This window comes from Curtobacterium oceanosedimentum, assembly GCF_020297365.1.
GTDB lineage: Bacteria > Actinomycetota > Actinomycetes > Actinomycetales > Microbacteriaceae > Curtobacterium.
Map to the genome: position 1 here is coordinate 27512 of NZ_JAIXIG010000007.1, position 23168 is coordinate 50679.

The window sequence follows — 23168 nt, forward strand, 5'->3', positions numbered from 1 at the left end:
GCGGACCGCTCGCGCCCGCTCCGCCGGGGTCCGCCCCGGACCTCGCACTGGGAACGGACTGTGAATGCGCCGGGACGGGATGCATCGTGCGTGGGACAGTGTTGAGAAGGGCAGACGAGCGAGAGGAGCACACACATGGCTGATCGGAGTCTCCGCGGCATGCGGCTCGGGAGTCAGAGCCTCCAGAGCGAAGAGGGCGTCGAGCTCTCGGACCGCAAGCGCGCGGTCTACCAGACCGATTCGGGGGAGACGTTCGACATCGTCTTCTCCGCCGACGCGGACGTCCCACAGATCTGGTCGGAGCCCCGCTCCGGTCGTGAGGGTCGGTTGCTCGGCGACGACGGCATCCCCGTCGAGGTCGCCGAAGAGGACGTGAAGGCACCCCGCACCCACTGGGACATGCTGCTCGAGCGCCGCTCGCGCGAGGAACTCGAGGAACTCCTCGAGGAGCGCCTGCAGTTCCTCCGCGCCCGACGCGGCGCCTGACACGACGAACGACGACGCCCGCCCCGGTTCCCCGGGGCGGGCGTCGTCGTTCGTGGTGCTCTGGGTCAGCGCCGACCGGAACCGTCGGTCGACCGGTGCCCGGAGGCGTCGTCGCCCGGCGTGGATGGGGCGTCGTCGACCTGCTCGGCGGTCGCGTCGTCGGCTGCCGCCAGGTGCGCGTCGACACTGCGGTTCGACTCGGCCAGTCGGGCGTCGAGGTCCGACTCGGGGACGATGTCGGCTGCGGTGGCGTCCGCACGCGGCATGGTCGTCTCGGCCGCAGCGCCTGCCGAGGTGTTCGCCAGGCTCTCGTTCGCGAGCTTGGAGATGCGTGACAGGAAGTCCGTGCCACCCGCGGCACCGCTGACCGGGCCGGCGCCGCCACCACGGCTGGCGCTGAAGCCCTTCGCGATGCCGGACAGGGCCTCGGTGAACTCGCTCGGGATCATCCAGAGCTTGTTCGCGGTGCCCTCGGCGATCTTCGGCAGGGTCTGCAGGTACTGGTAGGACAGCAGCTTCTCGTCGGGGTCACCGGTGTGGATCGCCTCGAACACGGTGGCGATGGCCTGGGCCTCGCCCTCGGCACGCAGGACCTGGGCCTTGGCGTCACCCTCTGCCGCGAGGATGGCGGCCTGCCGCTGGCCCTCGGCCTCGAGGATCTGGGACTGCTTGGTGCCCTCGGCCTGCAGGATCGCGGCACGACGGCTGCGCTCCGCGCGGAGCTGCTGCTCCATGGCGTCCTGGATGGACACGGGCGGCTCGATGGCCTTCAGCTCGACCCGGCCCACGCGGATGCCCCACTTGCCGGTCGCCTCGTCGAGCACGACGCGGAGCTGGCCGTTGATGTTGTCGCGGCTCGTCAGGGCCTCTTCGAGGTTGAGCCCACCGACCACGTTGCGGAGCGTGGTGGTGGTGAGCTGCTCGACGGCGCCGAGGTAGTTCGCGATCTCGTACGTGGCAGCACGGGCGTCGGTCACCTGGAAGTAGACGACGGTGTCGATCGAGACCACCAGGTTGTCCTCGGTGATCACGGGCTGCGGCGGGAAGGACACGACCTGCTCGCGCATGTCGAGGAGCGGACGCAGACGGTCGATGAACGGCACGAGCAGGTTCAGACCCGGGTTGAGGGTCTTGTGGTACTTGCCGAGGCGCTCGACGATCCCGGCGGTGGCCTGGGGGACGATGCGGATGGCCTTCGCCAGGACGACGATCACGAAGATGACGACGACGAGGACGAGGACGATCAGTGCGATCGTCCCTGCGGAGATGGTCACGGTGTGGCCCTTTCTGCGAGGCGCACGACCGCGGTCGACCCCTCGATCGACTCGACGACCACGGGGGTGCCGAGTGGCGGTGTGCGGTCGACGGAACCCACGGCGAACCGTGCGCTCCAGGTCTCGCCGTTGGCCAGGCGGACCTGGCCGGGAGCGGAAGCGGTGAAGGCGACCGCGACGGTGCCGGGGAGGCCGATGAGCCCCTCGACGTTGGTGCGGTGCGGGTCGGCGTTGCGTCCGAGGGCCACCAGCAGGCGGGGCCGGACGAGCGAGAGCAGCACGAGCGCGAGCACGGCGGCGATGACGGCGGAGAGCCACCACGGCGCGCCGAGCAGCGCCGCGATCAATCCTCCGGCGGCGCCGGCCGCGAGCATGATGAAGATGAAGTCGAGGGTGAAGATCTCGACCACGCCGAGCACCAACACCAGTCCGATCCAGACGGTGGTCTGGATCCAATCGATCCCGTTCACGTGATCTCCCTCCCTCGGTCACGCGCGGCGGCCTGCTGCGTCGCGACGGCCGGTACAACTCCGTTCAACATATCAGGAGCGTCCGACGGCGGCGTGGCCCGTCGGTAGACTCGGTGCGCCCGACCGGCCGGAACCAGACCTGGAGAACACGACTGTGACCAACCCCCTCGCCCCCGGATCCCTCACCGACAAGCGCGCCGTCGTCACCGGCTCGTCGCGCGGCATCGGCGCCGACACCGTCGGCTACCTGGCCGAGGCCGGCGCGAAGGTGGTCGTGAACTACCGCAACAAGGCCAGGCGTGCGGAGCAGATCGCCGAGAAGATCGTCGCGGACGGCGGGTCCGCACTGGCCGTCGGCGCCGACCTCACCGACCACGACTCGGTGCAGGCCATGGTCGACACGGTCGTGCGGGAGTGGGGCGGCATCGACCTGCTCGTCCTGAACGCATCGGGGGGCATGGAGTCCGGCCTCGGCGAGGACTACGCGCTCCGGCTGAACCGCGACGCCCAGGTCGACATGCTGCAGACCGCCGTGCCGCACATGCCCGCCGGCTCCCGCGTGGTGTTCGTCACGAGCCACCAGGCGCACTTCGTCGAGACCGCCGAGACGATGGACGAGTACGTCCCCGTGGCGAAGAGCAAGCGTGCCGGCGAGCTGGCGCTGCGCGAACTCATCCCGCAGCTCGAGGCCGCCGGCATCGAGTTCGTCGTCGTCTCCGGCGACATGATCGAGGGCACGATCACGGCCACCCTGCTGAACCGCCTGAACCCCGGCGCGATCGAGGGCCGCCGGCAGGAGGTCGGCAAGCTGTACAGCGTGTCCGAGTTCGCGGCGGAGATCGCCCTCGCCGCCGTCGAGCCGATCCCGGCCGACCACACCAAGCTCGTCGGCGACGTCAGCGGCTTCGTCGGCTAGCGTCGGCTCGGTGACCGCCAAGCCCGGCCTGCGCCGTACCTCCCGCATCCTGCTGCTCGACCCCGACGGACGCGTGTTCCTGATGGACACGAAGTCCCCGTCGTCCGACGGCGCCCACCGCTGGATCACGCCCGGCGGCGGTGTCGACCCGGGGGAGTCCCACCGCGACGCGGCCGTCCGGGAGCTCCGCGAGGAGACCGGCATCGTCATCGACGAGCCGGGGGAGTCGGTGTGGTCGTGGGACTTCGACGTCGAGTGGGACCTCGCCGACCACGACCGCGGACACGCCGAGTTCTACGTCGTCCGCACGGCGGGCTTCGAACTGTCCGACGCCGAGTGGACCGACGACGAGCGGGTGGACATCCTCGCCTCGCGCTGGTGGACCGCCGACGAACTCGACGCGACCGACGAGCCGTTCGAACCCGCCGAGCTGCCGGACCTGGTCCGCCGTCACGGCGCCTGAGCGCCGCACCACGGCCCGTGGGCCGACCACGGACCGGACGGGAGGCCCGTGGCGGCCCCGCCACGGGCCTCCCGTCGGTACGCTGACCCGCATGCACAGCGATCCGGTCGACGACGACCCCACCGGCCCCGACGCGCACCCTGCCGACCGGCACGACCGCATCCGGGTGCGCGGTGCCCGCGCGAACAACCTGCGCGACGTCGACGTGGACCTGCCGAAGCGGCGGCTCACGGTGTTCACCGGGGTCTCCGGCTCGGGCAAGAGCTCGCTCGTGTTCGGCACCGTCGCCGCCGAGTCGCAGCGGATGATCAACGAGACGTACAGTGCCTTCGTGCAGGGGTTCATGCCCGCGCTGGCGCGGCCGGACGTCGACCTGCTCGACGGGCTGACCACCGCGATCGTCGTCGACCAGGAGCGCATCGGCGCCGACCCGCGGTCCACCGTCGGGACCGCCACGGACGCGAACGCGATGCTGCGCGTGCTGTTCAGCCGGCTCGGCCAGCCGCACATCGGGGGGCCCAACGCGTTCTCGTTCAACCTCGCGACCGTGACGGCCGGGGGAGCGATCACCGTGCAGAAGGGCGCGGACGCGAAGGCCCAGAAGGTCTCGTACACGCGGCTCGGCGGCATGTGCGCCGACTGCGAGGGGCGGGGGTCGGTGCACGACATCGACCTGACGCAGCTGTTCGACGACACGAAGTCGCTCGGGGACGGCGCGCTCACCATCCCCGGCTACGGCACCGACGGGTGGAACGTGCGGCTGTACGCCGAGTCGGGCTACTTCGACCGGGACACGCCGATCCGCGACTTCTCCGAGCAGGAGCGGCAGGACTTCCTGTACCGCGAGCCGACGAAGCGGAAGATCGCCGGCATCAACATGACCTACGAGGGGCTCGTGCACCGGGTCCGCCGGTCGTTCCTGCAGAAGGACCGCGAGGCGATGCAGCCGCACGTCCGGGCCTTCGTCGACCGTGCGGTGACCTTCACGACGTGCCCGGCCTGCGACGGCACCCGGTTGAACGACACCGCACGCTCGTCGACGATCGGGGGCCGCAGCATCGCCGACGTCTGCGCGATGCAGATCACCGACGCGGTCACGTGGTTGCAGGGCCTGGACGACCCGGGGGTCGCGCCGCTGCTCGAGGGGCTGCGGAACCTGCTCGAGTCGTTCGTCGAGATCGGACTCGGCTACCTGTCACTCGACCGCCCGACCGGCACGCTGTCCGGGGGAGAGGGGCAGCGCGTGAAGATGGTGAAGCACCTCGGCTCCTCGCTCAGCGACGTCACCTACGTGTTCGACGAACCGAGCACCGGGCTGCACCCGCACGACATCGAACGGATGAACGGTCTGCTCGTCCGGTTGCGCGACAAGGGCAACACCGTCCTCGTCGTCGAGCACAAGCCCGAGGTCATCGCGATCGCCGACCACGTCGTCGACCTCGGGCCCGGGGCCGGCTCCGGCGGTGGGACGCTCTGCTACCAGGGGCCCGTCGACGGGCTGCGCGGGAGCGGGACCGTCACCGGTCGGCACCTGGATGACCGTGTCTCCGTGAAGTCCGAGGTCCGCCGGCCCGACGGAGCGATCCCGATCCGCGGCGCCTCGGCCCACAACCTGCGCGACGTCGACGTGGACGTCCCGACGGGGGTGCTCACCGTGGTGACGGGAGTGGCCGGATCCGGCAAGAGCACGCTCGTCCACGGGTCGTTGGCCCGACGCGACGACGTCGTCGCCATCGACCAGAGCGGGATCCGCGGCTCACGGCGGAGCAACCCGGCGACGTACACGGGCCTGCTCGAGCCGATCCGCAAGGCGTTCGCGAAGGCCAACGGCGTCAAGCCCGCACTCTTCAGCGCCAACTCGGAGGGCGCCTGCCCGGCGTGCAACGGCGCCGGTGTCGTCTACACCGACCTCGGCATGATGGCGGGCGTCGCGAGCCCGTGCGTCGAGTGCGACGGCAAGCGGTTCGACCAGTCCGTGCTCGGCTACCACCTGGGCGGCAAGGACATCAGCGAGGTGCTCGCCATGTCCGTCACCGAGGCGCTGGCGTTCTTCGCGGCAGGGGAGTCGGCACTGCCGGCCGCCCACGCCGTCCTCGCCCGGCTCGCCGACGTCGGGCTCGGGTACCTGACGATCGGGCAGCCGCTCACCACGTTGTCCGGGGGAGAGCGGCAGCGGCTGAAGCTCGCCACGCACCTCGGTGACCGCGGCGGTGTCGTCGTGCTCGACGAACCGACCACCGGGCTCCACCTCGCCGACGTCGAGCAACTGCTCGGTCTGCTCGACCGACTCGTGGACGGCGGTCGGACGGTCGTCGTGATCGAGCACCACCAGGCCGTCATGGCGCACGCCGACTGGATCATCGACCTCGGTCCCGGTGCCGGTCACGACGGCGGGCGGGTCGTGTTCGAGGGGACGCCGGCCGACCTGGTCGCCGCGCAGTCGACGATCACCGGTGAGCACCTGGCGGCGTACGTCGGTCCCTGAGTCGCAGAACAGGGATGCGCGCGAATCTGGGCGTTTGCCGTGTTCGAGGACTACCGTTCCGAATGACGCTCACGATCGGCTACCCGGCCTGGATCGGCGTCCTGACCAGAAGGAGCTCCACCATGTCCCATCCCGGCAACGCACCCGCCACGACCGGTGGCAACGGCCTCGCCGTCGGTTCGCTCGTCCTCGGCATCGTCGGTGTCGTCTTCGCGTTCCTCTTCGTCTGGATCGGTCTGATCGCCGGCATCATCGGTCTCGTGCTCGGCTTCGTCGCCCGCCGTCGCGGTGTCGGCAGCCGCGGCATGGTCCTGGCCGGCATCGTGCTCAGCATCATCGCCATCGTCCTGTCGATCATCTTCATCATCATCGCGCTGGCCGTCGTCGTGCCGGCGATGTCGAACTGACACCACCTCGCGGCGATTGCCGCATCGTGAGCAGGAATGGTCGAGTCCTTTCGGGGGACTCGACCATTTCTGCTCACCGAAGGTCGGACCAGGGCGCACACCCGCATCCGGGAGCCGCCCTCAGGCCGATCGGCGTAGCGTGCGGCGCATGAGCTACAGCCAGCCTGACCCAGCCGAAGAGACCACCCAGAGCGAGACGCCGGAGCAGCCCGACACCGACCAGGGCAACCTGGAGGAACAGGGCGGCGAGCCGGCCGCGCTCGAGATCGACGCGGACGACGTCCCCACGCAGCCGGCGGACTGACACCGTCGTCATCCAGTGAGCAGAAGAGGTCGGGTCCGTTCGTCGGACCCGACCTCTTCTGCTCTCTCAGCGCTCGTTCGGTACGTCCGGCGGTGCGCCGATAATGCATATTATGTCAACTCAGCGCTTCCCGCCGGTGCCTGACGGTCCCTTCGTGACCACTCAGACCCGCGTCCCCGTCACCTCGGCCGACAGGTCCCACAGTTCCCGGGCCGCGACATCGTCGGTGAACGAGGGCCACATCCGCAGCCGTGCCGGAGCGCCCGCCACGATGCGGCGGGGTCCGTAGAACTCGTCGCCGCGAGCGTCGGGGCCGGTCGCTGCGAGCAGTGCCGGGAGCGCAGCGCGTTCCACCGTACCGAGCACGCCGACGCGGGACAGGGCCTCGACGATCCGCTGCTCGCCGCCCGCTCGCTCGCGTCCCATCCCTGGCTGGGCGGCGAGGAGGTTCGTCGGCGAGACGCCGGGGTGCGCCAGGTTGCTGCTGATCCCCCAGCCCTCGGCTCGGCTCCGCGCGTCGAGTTCTCGAGCGAACAAGCCGATGGCGACCTTCGAGGCACTGTAGGCGCGCATCACGTCGTACCGCTGCTGCTGCTGTGCGAAGTCGTCCAGTTCGAGGCGGGAACGCCGGGCGGCGACGCTCGTCTGGTGCGTCACCCGGCCGCGTCCGGCGCGCAGCAGCGGGAGGAGTCCGAGGGTGAGGGCGAAGTGCCCGAGGTGGTTCGTCCCGACCTGGAGTTCGAACCCGTCCTCGGTCTCCTGTCGGACCGGAGGGCGCATCACGCCGGCGTTGTTGACGAGCAGGTGGACGGGTCTCCCCTCGTCCCGCAGCGCAGCGACGAACGCCGCGACGGAGTCGAGCCGTGCCAGGTCGAGCGCGGTGACCCGGACGGTCGCCCCGGGCACGACGGAACGAATGTGCGCGGCGGCCCGTTCACCCTTCTCGGTCGACCGGACGGGCATGACGACCTCGGCGCCCGCCGCAGCCAACCGGCGTGCGATGACGGCACCGATGCCGTCGCTGGCGCCCGTCACGACGGCGAGCGTGCCGGTGCGGTCAGGGACGTCGAATCGGGGTGTGGTCGACATGGTCGGTCCTCCGTGGTCAGTGAAGCGTGGGCGTGTGCCCATGCTCCTGGCAGCCGTCCGGGACATCCAGGGCCTGCTGGTCAGTGGCTGAGCTCCTGTGGATGCACCACCGCGAGCAGTTGCAGACGCTCGTGGCTGACGCTCCCCGGCTCCGCCGTGTAGACGAGCATCCGGTGCGACTGTTCCGGGTCGACGAGCGTCTGGCACGACAGTTCGAGCGGCCCCACCATCGGGTGCAGGAACCGTTTCCGGTCGGGCAGCTGCACGCCGACCTCGTGCCGTTCCCACGCCTCGCGGAACCGGGCGTTGTCCTGGAGCGCCTCGACCATCGCTGCGGCACGCGACTCCGGGCCGCGCAGGGCGACGAGTTCGCGCAACCCGGCGGCGTACACACGCGACAGGTGCTCTCGCTCGGCGGGCGGGTACGCCTGCTGTGCGGCGGGGTCGGTGAACCACCGGTAGCCCAGACTGCGCGCGTTGCCGGTGCGCCGAGCGGCGTCACCCGTCAGCGCCCGCCCGAGCGGCGTCTGACGGAGCGTCTCCCCGAGTTCGGTGACGACCTCTGCGGGTGTGTCGACCAGCCGGTCCAGGATCCGCAGCATGCCGGGTGCGACGTGTTCGCTCACGGTCCCCCGTGCCGGTGGCTGGTGGCCCGCGAGCCGGAACAGGTGGTCACGCTCGTCGACCGACAGGTGCAACCCCTGTGCCATGGCGGCGATCATCTGCGCGGACGGAGCGGGGCCGGTCCCCCGCTCGAGGCGTGCGTAGTAGTCGGTCGACATGTTGCTCAGGCTCGCGACCTCCTCACGCCGGAGTCCCTCCGTCCGTCGACGGGGACCACGCGGCAGCCCGACGTCCTCGGGTTGCAGGGCGGTGCGACGGCGACGCAGGAACGTCGCAAGGGACTGACGATCGATCACGACACGTTCCTACACGGATGCATCGCCCGTATCCACGGTTCGCCGATCCACCTCACGGGTGGGACGGAACAGCGACCAGGAAAGCGGCCCGGTCGGCTCGGCTGGTCAGAACACGGCGACCGTCATGCCCGACGAGGTCGCCGGGCGGTCCATCGCCACGAGCGCGTCGGGCAGGTCCGCGAAGCCGATGGTGCGACCGATCGTCTCCTCGGGTCGGAGCGTGCCGGCGACGACCGCGTCGAGCATCGCGCCGTACTCGCTGACCGCCGCTCCGTGGCTGCCGAGCAGTTCGAGCTCGTCGGCGATGACGCGTCCCATCGGGATCGCCGGTGCGGCCTCGTCGTCGAGCAGCAGCCCGACCTGCACGTGGCGGCCACGCGGGCGGAGCGAACCCACCGCTGCCACCGACGTCGCCCGGCTGCCGTAGGCGTCGATCGACAGGTGGGCTCCCCCGTCGGTGCGGGCGCGGACCGCCGCCACGGCGTCGTCGTCCATCGGCACGGTCTCGGCGCCGAGCGCGGCAGCCCGTTCGAGGGCGGCTGCCGACACGTCGACGGCCACCACCCGGGCGCCCGCGGCGATCGCCACGAGGACGGCCGACAGCCCGACGCCGCCGCAGCCGTAGACCGCGACCCACTCCCCTGCGGCGACCCGTCCTCGGGCGTGCAGCGCGTGGAAGGCCGTGCCGAACCGGCAGCCGAGCCCGGCCGCGACGGCGAAGCCCACGGAGTCGGGCAGGGCGACGAGGTTGACGTCGGCGTGCGGGACGACGACCGCCTCGGCGTAGGAGCCCTGCAGGTCGAACCCGGGCTGCTGCTGCCGGGTGCAGACCTGGGTCGCGCCGTCGAGGCACTCCGGGCAGCTGCCGCAGGCGAAGACGAAGGGCGCCGTGACGCGGTCACCGACGGCGAAGCCACGGACCTCGGACCCGACGGCCCGGACGACCCCGGCGAACTCGTGCCCGGGCACGTGCGGCAGCCGGACCGATTCGTCGTGTCCCTTCCAGGCGTGCCAGTCGCTGCGGCACACCCCGGTCGCGGCGACGGAGACGACCACGCCGTGGGCCGGCGCCACCGGTTCGGCGACCTCGACGATCGCGGGGACGGAGCCGAACTGGTCGTACTGGACAGCGCGCATCCCGCCATCCTGGCAGATGCGCTCAGAAGCAGAAGCAGAAGCAGAAGCAGAAGCAGAAGCAGAAGCAGAACGCCCCCGCACCGACGCGCCCATCCCCCACCGCCGCCCCCCGAGTGAGCAGAAGACGTCGAGTGGGCACGTGCGACCCGACGTCTTCTGCTCACTCGACAGGGAACAGTCGACGGGAAACTCCCGACGGGCAAGGCAGCCGCCGGGCAACGGGTACGCCGCGGCTCACGACACGCCGCTCGGCGCCCCCGCGTCCGCCGCGACGTCCTGCTGCACCGCGAACTGTGTCCGGTGCAGCTCCTCGTACCGTCCGCCCGCGGCCAGCAGCTGCTCGTGCGTCCCCCGCTGCACGATCGAGCCGTCCTCGACCACGAGGATCAGGTCGGCACTGCGGATGGTCGACAGGCGGTGCGCGATCACCATCGCGGTCCGTCCCTCGAGCGCCTCGCTGAGTGCCGCCTGCACCGCCGCCTCCGACGTCGAGTCGAGTGCCGCGGTCGCCTCGTCGAGGATGACGACCCGCGGTTGCGCGAGCAGGAGGCGCGCGATGGTCATCCGCTGGCGCTCACCGCCGGACAGTCGGTAGCCGCGCTCCCCCACCATGGTGTCGAGCTGGTCCGGCAGGGACCGGATGAGCGGTTCGAGCCGCGCGCGGCGGACGGCGTCCCACACCTCGTCGTCGGATGCCTCGGGGCGCGCGAGCCGCAGGTTCGACCGGATGGTCTCGTGGAACAGGTGGCCGTCCTGCGTCACCATGCCCATGGTGTGCCGCATCGAGGCGAACGTGACCTCGCGGACGTCCGTCCCGGCCAGGCGGACGGCGCCGCTGTCGACGTCGTACAGGCGTGCCAGGAGCTGCGCGATCGTGGACTTCCCCGCTCCGGAGGACCCGACGAGTGCGACGGTCTGCCCCGGCTCGATCCGGAAGGACACGCCGTGCAGGACCTCCTCGCCGCCCCGGGTGTCCAGGGTGGAGACCTCCTCGAGCGAGGCGAGGGACACCTTGTCGGCGGAGGGGTAGGCGAACCGCACGTCGTCGAACTCGACGGACACCGGCCCCTCGGGCACCGTCACGGCGTCGGGCTGCTCCTGGATGAGCGGGCGGAGGTCCAGGACCTCGAACACCCGCTCGAAGCTGACCACGGCGCTCATGATCTCCACGCGTGCGTTCGCCAGGCTGGTCAGCGGCGCGTACAGGCGGGTCAGCAGGAGCGCCAGCGTGACGACCGCTCCGGTGTCCAGCTGGCCGGCGAGGGCAAGGAAGCCGCCGAGGCCGTACACGAGCGCGAGGGCGAGCGCCGACACGAGCATGAGCGCCGTGACGAAGACGAACTGCAGCATCGCGGTGCGGACCCCGATGTCACGCACACGGGCGGCGCGCACGCGGAACTCTTCGGCCTCGTCGTCCGGTCGGCCGAACAGCTTGACCAGCGTGGCGCCCGGTGCCGAGAACCGCTCCGTCATCTGCGTGCTCATGGCGGAGTTGTGGTCGGCGGCCTCGCGACGCAGGGCGGCGAGTCGACTGCCCATCCGGCGTGCCGGCACCAGGAAGACGGGGAGCATGACCACCGCGAGCACCGTCACGAGCCACGAGGTGCTGAGCATGACGGTCAGCGTGAGGACGAGCGCCACGAGGTTCGTGACCACGCCGGACAGCGTGCCGCTGAAGGCCTGCTGGGCGCCGATCACGTCGTTGTTCAGCCGGCTCACGAGTGCGCCCGTCCGCGTGCGGGTGAAGAACGCGATCGGCATCTTCTGCACGTGGTTGAAGACCGCGGTCCGCAGGTCCAGGATCACGCCCTCACCGATCCGCGCGGAGAACCAGCGAGTCAGGAGCGACACCGCCGCGTCGGCCACGGCGACGAGGGCGATGACGACCGCGAGCCAGACGACCGTCGACACCGCACCCCGGGCGACGATGACGTCGACCACCCGGCCGGCGAGCACCGGCGTCGCGACGGCGAGGAACGCGCCCACGACCGACAGGGCGATGAAGACCACCAGCTTCGACCGGTAGGGCACCGCGAACGTCATGATCCGCCGCAGGGACTCCCGGGAGAACCCGTGCTTGCCGTCCCTGGCGGTCGAGATCTTGTACAGCGAGCTCCAGGCCGCGCCTTCCATGCTCATGGCAGGTCCTCCTCCGTCGGGGACGGGCAGCCGGGTCGGCTACTCGCCGAAACCGCTGCGCACGAGCTCGGCCAGCGCGTCCACCGCGTCCTGCGCGTCCGCACCGGTCGCCTCGATGGACACCGTCGCGCCCTTCGGCAGCGCCAGGGCCATGATGGCGAGCAGGCTCTTCGCGTCCACGCCGTTCACGCGCACCGCGGCGTCGTACTTCGCCGCCGTCTTGACGAACTCCGCCGCGGGGCGGGCGTGCAGCCCGGTCTCGTTGACCAGCTCGACGCGTTCCGACGCGGCCACGTCGTCGACGCCGGCGGCCCCGGCACCCGGCACCGGGCCTCCCGGCTGGTCACCGGACGGACGGGAGGCGGTGCTCGCGTCGTCCGCGGAGGCTGCGGCGGACGCCGCAGCGGCGAGGACCGCCTCCGCGTCGCCACCCGTCTGCGCGGCCACGGCCGCGGCCACCGTCCCCTCGACCAGCGGGGCCTGCGAGACGTGCACGCGGGCACGGAGGTCGTCGTCGAGGAAGTCGAGCGCGGTGTCGGTGGTCAGGTAGGCGGAGCCGAGGTCGCAGAGCACCACGACGGCGTCCGCGGTGGCGAGTTCCTCGATGCCGGCCGTGATGGCCTCGAACGAGGTGCCGATCCCGCCGTCCTCGGTGCCGCCGGCCGCGACGAGGGGGACGTCGGCGGCCATCTGCCGCGCGAGCTCGACGGTGCCCGTCGCGACCGCCGCGCTGTGCGACACGACGAGGATGCCGACGGTCACGCGGCGTCCACCGCGGCGCGCAGGATGTACGCCGTCGACTGTGCGCCGGGGTCCCGGTACCCGATCGCGCGGTCGCCCAGGTAGCTCGCCCGGCCCTTGTGGGCGACGAGCGGCTCGGTGTCGGCGGCGCCCTGCGCTGCGGCGTCGGCCGCGGCGGTCAGGACGGCCCGCGGGTCGGCGCCGGCTGCGGCGGCAGCGGCCGCTGCGTCGACCGCCGGGCTCCACGCGTCGACCATCGTCTTGTCGCCGACGGCGGCCTTGCCGCGGGACACGACGCCGTCGCGCGCCGCGGTCAACACGGCCACCAGGGTGTCGGCGTCGAGGTCGGTCGCGTCGCCGGCGGCCTGGGCGGCCTTCAGGTACGCGGTGCCGAACAGCGGACCGGCGGCACCGCCCACCGTCGAGATGAGCTTGGTCGCCACGGTCTTCAGGACCGCTCCCGGCGTGTCGAAGGACCCGCCGTCGACGGCTTCGAGCACGGCACGGAAGCCACGGTCGAGGTTCTCGCCGTGGTCGCCGTCACCGATCTCGCGGTCGAGCGTGACGAGCTCTGCCCGGTGTTCGTCGATCGTCGCGGCGGTGCGACGGACCCAGTCGATGGCCCATGCGGTGTCGAGCGCCAATGCGGTTCCCTTCTGCGTGTCCGGCCCGGCGGGCGCGGTTGGTGGTGCTGGTGTCCCCCGGTGGTCCTGCGGTGGTTCAGCGGCCCCAGCGCAGGGCCGGGGTCTCCACCGGGGCGTCCCAGAGGGCGGTGAGGTCGTCGTCGAGCACCGTGACGGTGAGCGAGAACCCCTGCATCTCGAGGGACGTGACGTAGTCGCCGACCAGGCTACGCGCGACGGTGAACCCGCGGTCGGTCAGCACCTCGGCGGCGCGGCGGTAGGCGATGTAGAGCTCGGACAGCGGCGTGCCGCCCATGCCGTTCACCAGGAGCAGCAGCTGCGACCCGGCCGGGGCGTCGAGGTCGGTGAGGATCGGTTCGAGCACGCGATCGACGAGCTCGTCGGCCGGTGCCATCGCGATCCGCTCGCGACCGGGTTCGCCGTGGATGCCGATGCCGAGCTCGACCTCGTCGTCGGCGAGCACGAAGGACGGCTCCCCCGCGTGCGGGACCGTGCCCGACGCGAGTGCGAGTCCCATCGACCGGGTGACGTCGTTGACGTGCCGGGCCACGGCGGCGACCGCGTCCAGGTCGTCCCCGCGCTCGGCGGCGGCACCGGCGCACTTCTCCACCACGACGGTCCCGGCGACCCCGCGCCGACCGGCGGTGTACAGGGAGTCCTGCACGGCGACGTCGTCGTCCACCACGACCGACTCGACACGGACGTCGTCCATCGCGGCGAGCTCGGCGGCGGTCTCGAAGTTCAGGACGTCGCCGGTGTAGTTTTTCACGATGTGCAGCACCCCGGCGCCGCCGTCGACGGCCTTGGTGGCGGCGACGATCGGGTCGGGGGTCGGGCTCGTGAACACCGGACCGGGGACGGCGGCGTCGAGCATGCCGTACCCGACGAACCCCGCGTGCAGCGGCTCGTGCCCGCTGCCGCCCCCGCTGACGATGCCGACCTTGCCGGCGACCGGGGCGTCGGCGCGGTGCAGGTGGATCGGGTCCTCGACCAGGACGACGTGGTCGGCGTGGGCCCGGGCGAAGCCCCGGACCGTCTCGTCGACCACGGCCTGCGGGTCGTTGATGAGCTTCTTCATGCGTGCCTCCACGGGTACGGGGTCGAGCCGTGGCGGTCACACCGCCGTCGTCGACCGGAGTGGGGCCAATCTACATCGGCGGCACGGGCGGGCGTCCCGTCGGACTGCACGTTCGTGCACCGCACCGAGGACGTGTCACCCGCCGCAGATCGTGCGAGGCACACGAGCCGTGCACGTTCGTGCACGTTGACCGGATCGCCGCGCGGATGGATCGCGCCGCCGTGAACCCCGTCACTATGCTCGGCCTCAATCACTCAACGGGGAGTGCGGCGCAGCACCACCGGACCCCCAACCCTCACGCACTGGAGGTCACCGATGGACGACATCGGCGTCAAGTTCCTGTCCGAGCTCGTCGGCACGGCGATGCTCATCATCCTGGGTGGCGGTGTCGTCGCCGCCGTCTCCCTGACGAAGTCGAAGGGCTTCGGCGCCGGGTTCCTCATGGTCACGATCGGGTGGGGCTTCGCGGTCTTCGCCGGCGTCACCGTGTCGTACAAGTCCGGCGGTCAGCTCAACCCCGCGGTGAGCCTCGCCCAGGCGATCCTCGGCAACATCACCGTCGGCGCGATGCTCCTGTACTGGGTCGCCCAGCTCATCGGCGCGATCATCGGTGCGGTCATCGTCTGGCTCGCGTACAAGCAGCACTTCGACGAGGAGCCCGACTCCGCCGCCAAGCTCGGCGTCTTCTCCACCGGCCCCGCGATCCGTTCCTACGGCTGGAACGTCGTCACCGAGATCATCGGCACCTTCGTGCTGGTCTTCGTCGTCATCGCCTTCACCAACGGCCAGACGCCGTCCGAACTCGGCGCGATCCCCGTCGCCTTCCTCGTGATCGCGATCGGTGTCAGCCTCGGTGGCCCCACCGGCTACGCCATCAACCCGGCACGTGACCTCGGCCCGCGCATCGCGCACGCCCTGCTCCCGATCAAGGGCAAGGGCTCGAGCGACTGGGCCTACGCCTGGGTGCCGGTCGTCGGCCCCCTCGTCGGTGGCGCCCTCGCCGCTGGCCTCTCGTACGCCCTGCTGCCCGTCGTCAGCTGAGCACACCCAACCCAGGGATGAGCGGCCGGTCACGGCCGGCCGCTCACCGCACCGAACACCCGTAAGGAGCACCAATGGCCGACTACATCGTCGCCATCGACCAGGGCACGACCTCCACCCGAGCCATCGTCTTCGACCACTCCGGTTCGATCGTCTCGACCGGGCAGAAGGAGCACGAGCAGATCTTCCCGCGCGCCGGTTGGGTCGAGCACGACCCGTCCGAGATCTGGGACAACACCCGCGAGGTGATCGGTCAGGCACTGTCGCGTGCCGACATCACGCGGCACGACGTCGCGGCCGTCGGCATCACGAACCAGCGTGAGACCGCCGTCGTCTGGGACAAGACGACCGGCAAGCCGGTCTACAACGCGATCGTCTGGCAGGACACCCGCACGCAGGCGCTCGTCGACCAGCTCGCCGGTGGCGACACCGACAAGTACAAGGCCATCGTCGGCCTGCCGCTCGCCACGTACTTCGCGGGCACCAAGATCATGTGGATCCTCGAGAACGTCGAGGGCGCGCGTGAGAAGGCCGAGGCGGGCGACCTGCTCTTCGGCACCACCGACACCTGGGTCCTCTGGAACCTGACCGGTGGCGTCGACGGCGGCGTGCACAAGACCGACGTCACGAACGCGTCCCGCACGCTGTTCATGGACCTCGAGACGCTGCAGTGGCGCGACGACATCCTGGCGGACTTCGGGGTGCCGAAGTCGATGCTCCCCGAGATCGTCAGCTCGTCCGAGGTCTACGGCCACGTCGAGTCCTCGAGCCTGCTGCGCGAGGTCCCGATCGCCGGCATCCTCGGCGACCAGCAGGCCGCGACGTTCGGCCAGGCCGCGTTCGACCAGGGCGAGTCGAAGAACACCTACGGCACCGGCAACTTCCTGATCTTCAACACCGGTACCGACATCGTCCGCTCCGAGAACGGGCTGCTCACCACCGTCGGCTACAAGCTCGGCGACCAGGACACGCACTACGCGCTCGAGGGGTCGATCGCCGTCACGGGGTCGCTCATCCAGTGGCTCCGCGACAACCTGGGCCTCATCGGCAGCGCCCCGGAGGTCGAGGCCCTGGCCAAGACCGTCGAGGACAACGGTGGCGTCTACTTCGTGCCGGCGTTCTCGGGGCTCTTCGCGCCGTACTGGCGTCCGGACGCCCGCGGTGCGATCGTCGGCCTGACCCGCTACGTCAACAAGGGGCACATCGCGCGTGCGGCCCTCGAGGCGACGGCGCTGCAGACCCGCGAGGTGCTCGACGCGGTCAACGCCGACTCCGGTGTGGACCTGACCGAGCTCAAGGTCGACGGTGGCATGACCGCGAACAGCGAGCTCATGCAGTTCCAGGCCGACATCCTCAACGTGCCGGTCGTCCGCCCCGTCGTCGCCGAGACGACGGCGCTCGGTGCAGCCTACGCCGCCGGTCTCGCGGTCGGCTTCTGGGCCAACCTCGACGAGCTCCGTGCCAACTGGCAGGAGGACCAGCGCTGGGAGCCGCAGCTCGACGCCGCGGAGCGCGAGCGCACGCTCCGTCTGTGGAAGAAGGCCGTGACGAAGACCTTCGACTGGGTCGACGAGGACGTGCAGTAGCAACAGCGGCGCACGCTGACCGCGTGCACTGAACGCACTGCCGGGAGGCCCGGTGCCGGTTCCTGGAACCGGCACCGGGCCTCCTGTCGGTTGCGGCCACTGCACGTCGGTCGCAACGCGCTGGCGTCGAGGCGGGACGCCGGTGTCGACGCGGGACGCCGGCGGCGTGCGCACACGCCGGTGTGGTGCGCACACGCCGGTGTCATCGTGAGACGCCGCGGGGCGCACGAGACGCCGCCGGTTCCGGGGGTGTTTCGGCGGCTCGGACGCGTGACACGGAGACGCCGGCGTCCTGCCGGGCGGCTCGGCGTCGTCCGAGGGTCACGTCGGGGTCCGTCGGAACACGCCGGCGTCGTCGTGAGGCGCCGCGATGATCGCGAGACGCCGCCGATCCCGGGGGCGTCTCGGCGGCTCGGAGGCGTCGGACGAACACGCCGGCGTCCTGCCGGCGGCCCGTCAGGGTCGAGCCGGGGTCGATCCGGCGACCCGAGGTCAGGCGGTGGGAGCGGCGCCGATCCAGTCGGCGAGCTTGCGGGACGCCGCGCCCGAGTCGATCGCGTCGGCCGCGACCACGAGCTGCTCGCGGAACCGGTGCAGGATCGGACGGTCGGACTCCCCCGGGTCCTGCGCGAGCCGGAACGACACCAAGCCCGCTGCGGCGTTGAGCAGCACGATGTCGCGAACCGGGCCGGTCTCCCCCGCGAGCACACGGTGCACGACCGCGGCGTTGTGCTCCGGGTCGCCGCCGAGCAGGTCCGAGGTCTGCGCCCGGGCGATGCCGAGGTCACGCGGGTCGAGGTCGTGCTCGGTGATGCGGCCGCCGGTGACCTCCCAGATGTGGCTGTGGCCGGTCGTGGTGAGCTCGTCGAGGCCGTCGTCCCCACGGAACACGAGCGCCGTCGCCCCGCGTGTCCGGAACACGCCGGTGATGATCGGCACCAGGTCGAGTTGCGCGACACCGACGGCGTTCGCCTCGCAGCGAGCCGGGTTCACGAGCGGGCCCAGGAAGTTGAAGACGGTGGGCACACCGATCTCGCGGCGGACCGCTCCGGCGTGGGCGAAACCGGGGTGGAACGCGTTGGCGAAGGCGAAGGTCAGCCCGACACGCCGGAACGTCTCGGCGACACGCGCGGCGTCCATCGTGAGATCGAGACCGAGCGCGGCGAGCACGTCGCTCGAACCGGACTTCGACGAGCTGGCCTTGTTGCCGTGCTTCACCACGGGGACGCCTGCCGCCGCGATGACGATGGCGGCCATGGTCGACACGTTCACGGTACCGACGACGTCGCCGCCGGTCCCCACGATGTCCAGGGCCATCGGGTCGACGTCCAGCGGGACGGCGGCGTCGAGGATCGCGTCGCGGAAGCCGACGACCTCGTCGACGGTCTCGCCCTTGGCGCGCAGGGCCACCGCGAAGGCGGCGATCTGGGCCGGCGTGGCACGCCCGCCCACGATCTCCTCCATGGCCCATGTGGACTGCCTGATCGTCAGGTCTTCGCGCGCCATGAGCGCGCTGATCACCAGGGGCCACGAGAGTGCGTCAGGCATGGCTCGATCGTAGTGAGTTCGAGCGACCCGCCAGTCCGCTGCGAAAACACTGTCAGTGGTTTCGGCCATAATGGAGGACGTGACTAGCACCTCTCTCTCCAGATCAGCCAGCGCGCCGGCCCTCAACAGGCCGAACGCCGTGGCCGTGGGGACGATCGTGTGGCTGGGCAGCGAGGTCATGTTCTTCGCCGGCCTGTTCGCGATCTACTTCACGTTGCGCAGCACGTCCCCCGAGCTCTGGGCGACAGAGACCGCCAAGCTCGACGTCCCGTACGCGTCGGTGAACACGATCATCCTGGTGCTGTCGAGCTTCGCCTGCCAGTTCGCGGTGTTCGCCGCCGAACGCTTCCAGGTGCACCGCACGAGCTGGAACCCGCGCCACTGGGGCATGACGGAGTGGTTCTTCGTCACCTACGCCATGGGTGCGATCTTCGTCTGCGGTCAGATCTTCGAGTACGCCCACCTGTGGCACGAGGGCGTCACGCTCTCCTCCAGCGCCTACGGTTCGGCGTTCTACATGACCACCGGGTTCCACGGTCTGCACGTGACCGGTGGCCTGATCGCCTTCCTGCTCACGCTCGGCCGCGGGTTCGCCGCGAAGAACTTCGGGCACAAGGAAGCCACCACCGCCATCGTCGTGTCGTACTACTGGCACTTCGTCGACGTCGTGTGGATCTTCCTCTTCGCCGTCATCTACCTGATCAAGTAGGAACTGGACACCCCCCAGCACATGTTCACCAGAACCAAGTCCAAGAAGGGCCGCCGTTCCCCGATGGCGACCGTCTCGCTCATCGTCGTCGGTCTCATGACCACGGGTGGCGCGTACGCACTGTTCAGCTCGACGGCGAACGCCGACGACAGCGCGAGCACCGTCGCCGCCTCCAGCCAGTCACAGGTCAACGAGGGCGAGAAGCTCTTCGCGTCGAACTGCGCCACCTGCCACGGGCTGACCGCCCAGGGCACCAGCGAGGGCCCGTCCCTCATCGGTGTCGGCGCCGCGTCGGTCGACTTCCAGGTCGGCACCGGCCGCATGCCGATGGCTGCCCAGGGCCCGCAGGCCGAGGAGAAGCCCGCGCAGTTCACGGACGAGCAGGTCGACGCGCTCTCCCAGTACGTCGCCTCGCTGGGCCCCGGCCCGGCCGTCCCGTCCACCGAGCTCACCAGCGGTGAGGACGGCGACGCGGCCGAGGGTGCCGAGCTGTTCCGCATCAACTGCGCGATGTGCCACAACGTCGCCGGTGCTGGTGGCGCGCTGACCGAGGGCAAGTACGCCCCGAACCTCGAGACGGTCTCCGGCAAGCACATCTACGAGGCCATGCTCACCGGCCCGCAGAACATGCCGGTCTTCAACGACCTGAACCTTACGCCGGAGCAGAAGGCCGACATCATCACGTACCTCAAGTACGTGCAGGACAACAAGTCCCCCGGCGGCTTCGCACTCGGCTCCCTGGGGCCGGTCGCCGAGGGCCTGTTCATCTGGATCTTCGGACTCGGCGCGGTCGTCGCGATGACCGTCTGGCTGACCGCGAAGTCCAACTGATCGTCCGTGTCGAACGACACTGAAGGGAACACCATGGCAGAGCACGACGACGAGACGCTGAACTCGTCCTCGGCTGTCGAGAAGCACGGCACGACCACCTCCCCCGGGATCGCGGTCCTCCCGACCGACCCGTTCGAGAACCCGGGCGAGCCTCCGCACCGCCCGCGTCGCACCGACGTCGACCCGAAGAAGCAGCGTCTGGCCGAGCGCCAGGTCGCCGCGTACTTCTACCTGTCGATCGTCGGCAGCGTCCTGTCGATCGCGGCGTACGTCGCCTTCCCGATCGACGCCGACGACTTCGGCACGGTCCGCACCGCGAACCTGTTCCTCGGGCTCTCGATCGCCCTCGCGCTCCTCGCCCTCGGCCTCGGCGCCGTCTACTGGTCGAAGTCGCTGGTCGTCGACCGCGAGATCACCGAGCTCCGCCACGGCACCCGTGGCACCGACGAGACCCGCGCGAAGGCCGTCGAGGCCTTCCGCCTCGCCGACAAGGAGTCCGGGTTCAGCCGTCGCAAGCTGATCCGCAACTCGATGATCGGTGCCCTGGCCGCCTTCCCGCTGCCCGGCATCGTCCTTGTCCGCGACCTCGCCCCCGCCGAGGACCCGAACGAGCTGCTCCGCCACACGTTCTGGAAGCAGGGCCTGCGCCTGACGAAGGACCCGACGGGTCTGCCGATCAAGGCGTCGGACATCACCATCGGTTCGGTCTTCCACGTCATCCCCGAAGGGATGCTCGAGTCGGAGCACATGCTCGAGGAGAAGGCGAAGGCCTCCGTCCTCCTCATGCGTCTCGACCCGAAGGACCTCAACCCCGCCAAGGGCCAGGAGAACTGGGGCTACGACGGGATCGTCGCCTACTCCAAGATCTGCACCCACGTCGGGTGCCCGGTCGCGCTCTACGAGCAGCAGACGCACCACCTGCTGTGCCCGTGCCACCAGTCGACCTTCGACGTCGCGAACAACTGCGAGGTCATCTTCGGCCCGGCCGCCCGTCCCCTCCCCCAACTTCCGATCGCGATCGACGACGACGGCTACCTGGTCGCACAGAGCGACTTCCACGAGCCGGTCGGACCGTCCTTCTGGGAGCGTGAACGCTGATGTCCAGCACCACCACCACGACCGCACCGGCATCGGCCACCAAGCCGGCGCCGGAGCGCGGTTCCCGTCTCATCGGGGCCACCGCCAACTACATCGACGAGCGCACCAGCATCTCGGGCCTCGTCAAGGAGGTCGGCCGCAAGATCTTCCCCGACCACTGGAGCTTCATGCTCGGCGAGGTGGCGCTGTACAGCTTCGTCGTCGTCCTGCTCTCCGGGACCTTCCTGACGTTCTTCTACCAGGCGTCCATGGCCGAGGTCGTCTACAACGGCTCGTACGTGCCGCTCAAGGGCGTCGAGATGTCGATCGCCCTGCAGTCGACCCTCGACATCTCGTTCGACATCCGCGGTGGGCTCTTCGTCCGCCAGGTCCACCACTGGGCGGCCCTGCTGTTCGTGGCGTCGATCATGCTGCACATGGCCCGCGTGTTCTTCACCGGTGCCTTCCGCAAGCCGCGCGAGCTCAACTGGGTCTTCGGCTTCCTGCTCTGGGTCCTCGCCATGGGTGAGGGCTTCACCGGCTACTCGCTCCCCGACGACCTGCTCTCCGGCAACGGTCTGCGCATCATCGTCGGCATGATCGAGGGCGTCCCGGTGATCGGCGTCTGGATCGCGTACCTGCTCTTCGGTGGCGAGTTCCCGGGCACCGACATCGTCGGTCGTCTCTACACGCTGCACATCCTGCTGCTGCCGGCGATCCTCGTCGCGGTGCTCGGTGTCCACCTCGTGCTCGTCGTCATCAACAAGCACACGCAGTTCGCGGGCCCCGGCAAGACGAACGAGAACGTCGTCGGTGTCCCGATCCTCCCGGCGTTCGCCGCGAAGGCCGGTGGCTTCTTCTTCATCGTCGCCGGCATCCTGGCGCTCATCGCGTCGCTGTTCACGATCAACCCGATCTGGAACTACGGCCCGTACGACCCGTCCCCGGTGTCCGCCGGTACCCAGCCCGACTGGTACATCGGCTTCGCCGACGGTGCGCTCCGTCTGGTGCCGCCGCACTGGGAAGTCGTGTGGTTCGGCTACACCGTGTCGTTCAACATCCTCGTGCCCATCGCGGTGCTGGTCGGCCTGATCCTCGCGATCCTGCTGTACCCGTTCCTCGAGGCCTGGGTCACGGGCGACAAGCGTGAGCACCACCTGCTCGACCGCCCGCGCAACGCGCCGACCCGGACCGCGATCGGCGCCGCCGGCATCACGCTCTACCTGAGCCTGATGTTCGCCGCTTCGTCGGACATCATCGCGACGCACTTCATGGTGTCGATCGAGCACGTGATCCACGTGATCCAGGCCACGACGGTCCTCGGGCCGTTCGTCGCCTTCTGGATCACGAAGCGCGTGTGCCTCGCCCTGCAGAAGAAGGACCGCGAGATCGTCCTGCACGGCTACGAGTCGGGCCGCATCGTCCGCCTCCCCCACGGCGAGTACATCGAGGTGCACGAGCAGCTCGACGAGTACGAGCGGTGGAAGCTCCTGCAGTTCAACGACTACAAGCCGCTGATGATCCGCCCGAACGCCAAGGGCAAGATCACCGGTCTGCAGAAGGCTCGCGCCGGCGTCTCCCGGTTCTTCTTCGAGGACCGCATCGAGCCGGTCTCGAAGGCTGAGCTCGAGGCCGCGCACGCAGCGCACCACGGCCCGGACCTCGAGGGTGGCCACCAGGCTCCCCAGGTCGGCCCCGGGGATCACTGACACTCCTCGGCAAGCAACAGGGAAACCCCTCGTCCACCTCGTGGGCGGGGGGTTTCCCTGTTGCGCGGCAACACGCCGCCCCCAGTTCACGGCTGGTTCACCGGCGCGTGCTGG

General features: G+C 70.3%; 22 protein-coding genes. 12 read left to right on the plus strand and 10 right to left on the minus strand.

Annotation, left to right across the window (positions count from 1 at the left end; translation table 11 throughout):
• The first annotated feature begins 135 nt into the window (after positions 1-135).
• Positions 136-486: an RNA polymerase-binding protein RbpA gene (locus LEL83_RS04545; protein ID WP_198655893.1), complete on the plus strand. Its 351-nt coding sequence runs from the start codon at positions 136-138 to the stop codon at positions 484-486.
• Between the two features lie 65 nt (positions 487-551).
• Here LEL83_RS04545 and LEL83_RS04550 read toward each other — a convergent pair whose 3' ends face one another.
• Positions 552-1760, minus strand: coding sequence for an SPFH domain-containing protein (locus LEL83_RS04550; RefSeq protein ID WP_225557933.1), 1209 nt, complete (start codon positions 1758-1760; stop codon positions 552-554).
• A complete protein-coding gene (locus tag LEL83_RS04555) occupies positions 1757-2230 on the minus strand; it encodes an NfeD family protein (protein WP_225557934.1) in 474 nt (157 codons plus the stop codon). Before LEL83_RS04555 ends, LEL83_RS04550 begins: the two co-directional genes overlap by 4 nt.
• A 154-nt stretch (positions 2231-2384) precedes the next feature.
• On the opposite strand from LEL83_RS04555, the gene LEL83_RS04560 reads away from it, so the two are divergent.
• The 5 genes from LEL83_RS04560 to LEL83_RS04580 all read left to right on the plus strand — a co-directional run bounded on the left by LEL83_RS04560 (position 2385) and on the right by LEL83_RS04580 (position 6805).
• Positions 2385-3146 (plus strand): SDR family oxidoreductase, encoded by a 762-nt coding sequence (locus tag LEL83_RS04560; RefSeq protein ID WP_198655891.1) that lies wholly within the window; start codon positions 2385-2387, stop codon positions 3144-3146.
• Between the two features lie 10 nt (positions 3147-3156).
• Complete coding sequence (locus tag LEL83_RS04565) at positions 3157-3609, plus strand: NUDIX hydrolase (protein ID WP_225557935.1); 453 nt, start codon at positions 3157-3159, stop codon at positions 3607-3609.
• Positions 3610-3700: 91 nt separating this feature from the next.
• Positions 3701-6094 (plus strand): ATP-binding cassette domain-containing protein, encoded by a 2394-nt coding sequence (locus tag LEL83_RS04570; protein ID WP_225557936.1) that lies wholly within the window; start codon positions 3701-3703, stop codon positions 6092-6094.
• 62 nt (positions 6095-6156) lie between these two features.
• Positions 6157-6501 (plus strand): DUF4190 domain-containing protein, encoded by a 345-nt coding sequence (locus LEL83_RS04575; protein WP_225557937.1) that lies wholly within the window; start codon positions 6157-6159, stop codon positions 6499-6501.
• A 148-nt stretch (positions 6502-6649) separates the two neighbouring features.
• Positions 6650-6805, plus strand: coding sequence for a hypothetical protein (locus LEL83_RS04580; RefSeq protein WP_225557938.1), 156 nt, complete (start codon positions 6650-6652; stop codon positions 6803-6805).
• Positions 6806-6967: 162 nt separating this feature from the next.
• Here the strand turns inward: LEL83_RS04580 and LEL83_RS04585 are convergent, their stop codons facing one another.
• The 7 genes from LEL83_RS04585 to dhaK form a co-directional block, all read right to left on the minus strand.
• Positions 6968-7894 carry an SDR family oxidoreductase gene (locus LEL83_RS04585; protein WP_225557939.1) on the minus strand — a complete coding sequence of 309 codons (927 nt, stop codon included), beginning with the start codon at positions 7892-7894 and terminating at the stop codon, positions 6968-6970.
• Between the two features lie 80 nt (positions 7895-7974).
• Complete coding sequence (locus tag LEL83_RS04590; RefSeq protein ID WP_198655885.1) at positions 7975-8814, minus strand: helix-turn-helix transcriptional regulator; 840 nt, start codon at positions 8812-8814, stop codon at positions 7975-7977.
• A 105-nt stretch (positions 8815-8919) separates the two neighbouring features.
• On the minus strand, positions 8920-9951 hold the full coding sequence (locus LEL83_RS04595) for an alcohol dehydrogenase catalytic domain-containing protein (RefSeq protein ID WP_225557940.1): 1032 nt from the start codon (positions 9949-9951) through the stop codon (positions 8920-8922).
• Positions 9952-10185: 234 nt separating this feature from the next.
• Positions 10186-12090 (minus strand): ABC transporter ATP-binding protein, encoded by a 1905-nt coding sequence (locus LEL83_RS04600; RefSeq protein ID WP_198655883.1) that lies wholly within the window; start codon positions 12088-12090, stop codon positions 10186-10188.
• 39 nt (positions 12091-12129) lie between these two features.
• Positions 12130-12852, minus strand: coding sequence for a dihydroxyacetone kinase phosphoryl donor subunit DhaM (dhaM, locus tag LEL83_RS04605; RefSeq protein WP_225557941.1), 723 nt, complete (start codon positions 12850-12852; stop codon positions 12130-12132).
• Positions 12849-13475, minus strand: a complete 627-nt coding sequence (gene dhaL, locus LEL83_RS04610) for a dihydroxyacetone kinase subunit DhaL (protein ID WP_225557942.1) — start codon at positions 13473-13475, stop codon at positions 12849-12851. Before dhaL ends, dhaM begins: the two co-directional genes overlap by 4 nt.
• Positions 13476-13551: 76 nt before the next feature.
• On the minus strand, positions 13552-14553 hold the full coding sequence (dhaK, locus tag LEL83_RS04615) for a dihydroxyacetone kinase subunit DhaK (RefSeq protein WP_198655880.1): 1002 nt from the start codon (positions 14551-14553) through the stop codon (positions 13552-13554).
• A gap of 315 nt (positions 14554-14868) precedes the next feature.
• On the opposite strand from dhaK, the gene LEL83_RS04620 reads away from it, so the two are divergent.
• Together LEL83_RS04620 and glpK are read left to right on the plus strand one after the other, a co-directional pair.
• A complete protein-coding gene (locus LEL83_RS04620; RefSeq protein ID WP_225557943.1) occupies positions 14869-15594 on the plus strand; it encodes an MIP/aquaporin family protein in 726 nt (241 codons plus the stop codon).
• A 74-nt stretch (positions 15595-15668) separates the two neighbouring features.
• Complete coding sequence (gene glpK / locus LEL83_RS04625) at positions 15669-17180, plus strand: glycerol kinase GlpK (RefSeq protein WP_198655878.1); 1512 nt, start codon at positions 15669-15671, stop codon at positions 17178-17180.
• A 492-nt stretch (positions 17181-17672) separates the two neighbouring features.
• On the opposite strand, the gene trpD is transcribed toward glpK, so the two are convergent.
• Positions 17673-18728: an anthranilate phosphoribosyltransferase gene (gene trpD / locus LEL83_RS04630; protein WP_225557944.1), complete on the minus strand. Its 1056-nt coding sequence runs from the start codon at positions 18726-18728 to the stop codon at positions 17673-17675.
• Between the two features lie 67 nt (positions 18729-18795).
• Here trpD and ctaE point away from each other — a divergent pair, with 67 nt between their 5' ends.
• Genes ctaE through qcrB form a run of 4 tightly spaced genes read left to right on the plus strand, consistent with a single transcriptional unit; the run spans position 18796 to position 23054 of the window.
• Positions 18796-19437, plus strand: a complete 642-nt coding sequence (ctaE, locus tag LEL83_RS04635; RefSeq protein ID WP_269802240.1) for an aa3-type cytochrome oxidase subunit III — start codon at positions 18796-18798, stop codon at positions 19435-19437.
• A gap of 21 nt (positions 19438-19458) precedes the next feature.
• Positions 19459-20268: a cytochrome bc1 complex diheme cytochrome c subunit gene (qcrC, locus tag LEL83_RS04640; protein ID WP_198655875.1), complete on the plus strand. Its 810-nt coding sequence runs from the start codon at positions 19459-19461 to the stop codon at positions 20266-20268.
• A gap of 33 nt (positions 20269-20301) precedes the next feature.
• Positions 20302-21366 carry a cytochrome bc1 complex Rieske iron-sulfur subunit gene (gene qcrA / locus LEL83_RS04645; RefSeq protein WP_198655874.1) on the plus strand — a complete coding sequence of 355 codons (1065 nt, stop codon included), beginning with the start codon at positions 20302-20304 and terminating at the stop codon, positions 21364-21366.
• The gene (qcrB, locus tag LEL83_RS04650) at positions 21366-23054 is read left to right on the plus strand and encodes a cytochrome bc1 complex cytochrome b subunit (RefSeq protein WP_198655873.1); all 1689 of its coding nucleotides are present in this window, start codon (positions 21366-21368) and stop codon (positions 23052-23054) included. Before qcrA ends, qcrB begins: the two co-directional genes overlap by 1 nt.
• Positions 23055-23168 lie beyond the last annotated feature (114 nt).

Coding starts and splice junctions, on each gene's coding strand:
- LEL83_RS04545 (WP_198655893.1), top strand. CDS start 136: ATGGCTGATCGGAGTCTCCGCGGCATGCGGCTCGGGAGTCAGAGCCTC.
- LEL83_RS04570 (WP_225557936.1), top strand. CDS start 3,701: ATGCACAGCGATCCGGTCGACGACGACCCCACCGGCCCCGACGCGCAC.
- LEL83_RS04575 (WP_225557937.1), top strand. CDS start 6,157: ATGACGCTCACGATCGGCTACCCGGCCTGGATCGGCGTCCTGACCAGA.
- LEL83_RS04580 (WP_225557938.1), top strand. CDS start 6,650: ATGAGCTACAGCCAGCCTGACCCAGCCGAAGAGACCACCCAGAGCGAG.
- LEL83_RS04585 (WP_225557939.1), bottom strand. CDS start 7,894: ATGTCGACCACACCCCGATTCGACGTCCCTGACCGCACCGGCACGCTC.
- LEL83_RS04595 (WP_225557940.1), bottom strand. CDS start 9,951: ATGCGCGCTGTCCAGTACGACCAGTTCGGCTCCGTCCCCGCGATCGTC.
- LEL83_RS04600 (WP_198655883.1), bottom strand. CDS start 12,090: ATGAGCATGGAAGGCGCGGCCTGGAGCTCGCTGTACAAGATCTCGACC.
- dhaK (WP_198655880.1), bottom strand. CDS start 14,553: ATGAAGAAGCTCATCAACGACCCGCAGGCCGTGGTCGACGAGACGGTC.
- LEL83_RS04620 (WP_225557943.1), top strand. CDS start 14,869: ATGGACGACATCGGCGTCAAGTTCCTGTCCGAGCTCGTCGGCACGGCG.
- glpK (WP_198655878.1), top strand. CDS start 15,669: ATGGCCGACTACATCGTCGCCATCGACCAGGGCACGACCTCCACCCGA.
- trpD (WP_225557944.1), bottom strand. CDS start 18,728: ATGCCTGACGCACTCTCGTGGCCCCTGGTGATCAGCGCGCTCATGGCG.
- qcrC (WP_198655875.1), top strand. CDS start 19,459: ATGTTCACCAGAACCAAGTCCAAGAAGGGCCGCCGTTCCCCGATGGCG.
- qcrA (WP_198655874.1), top strand. CDS start 20,302: ATGGCAGAGCACGACGACGAGACGCTGAACTCGTCCTCGGCTGTCGAG.
- qcrB (WP_198655873.1), top strand. CDS start 21,366: ATGTCCAGCACCACCACCACGACCGCACCGGCATCGGCCACCAAGCCG.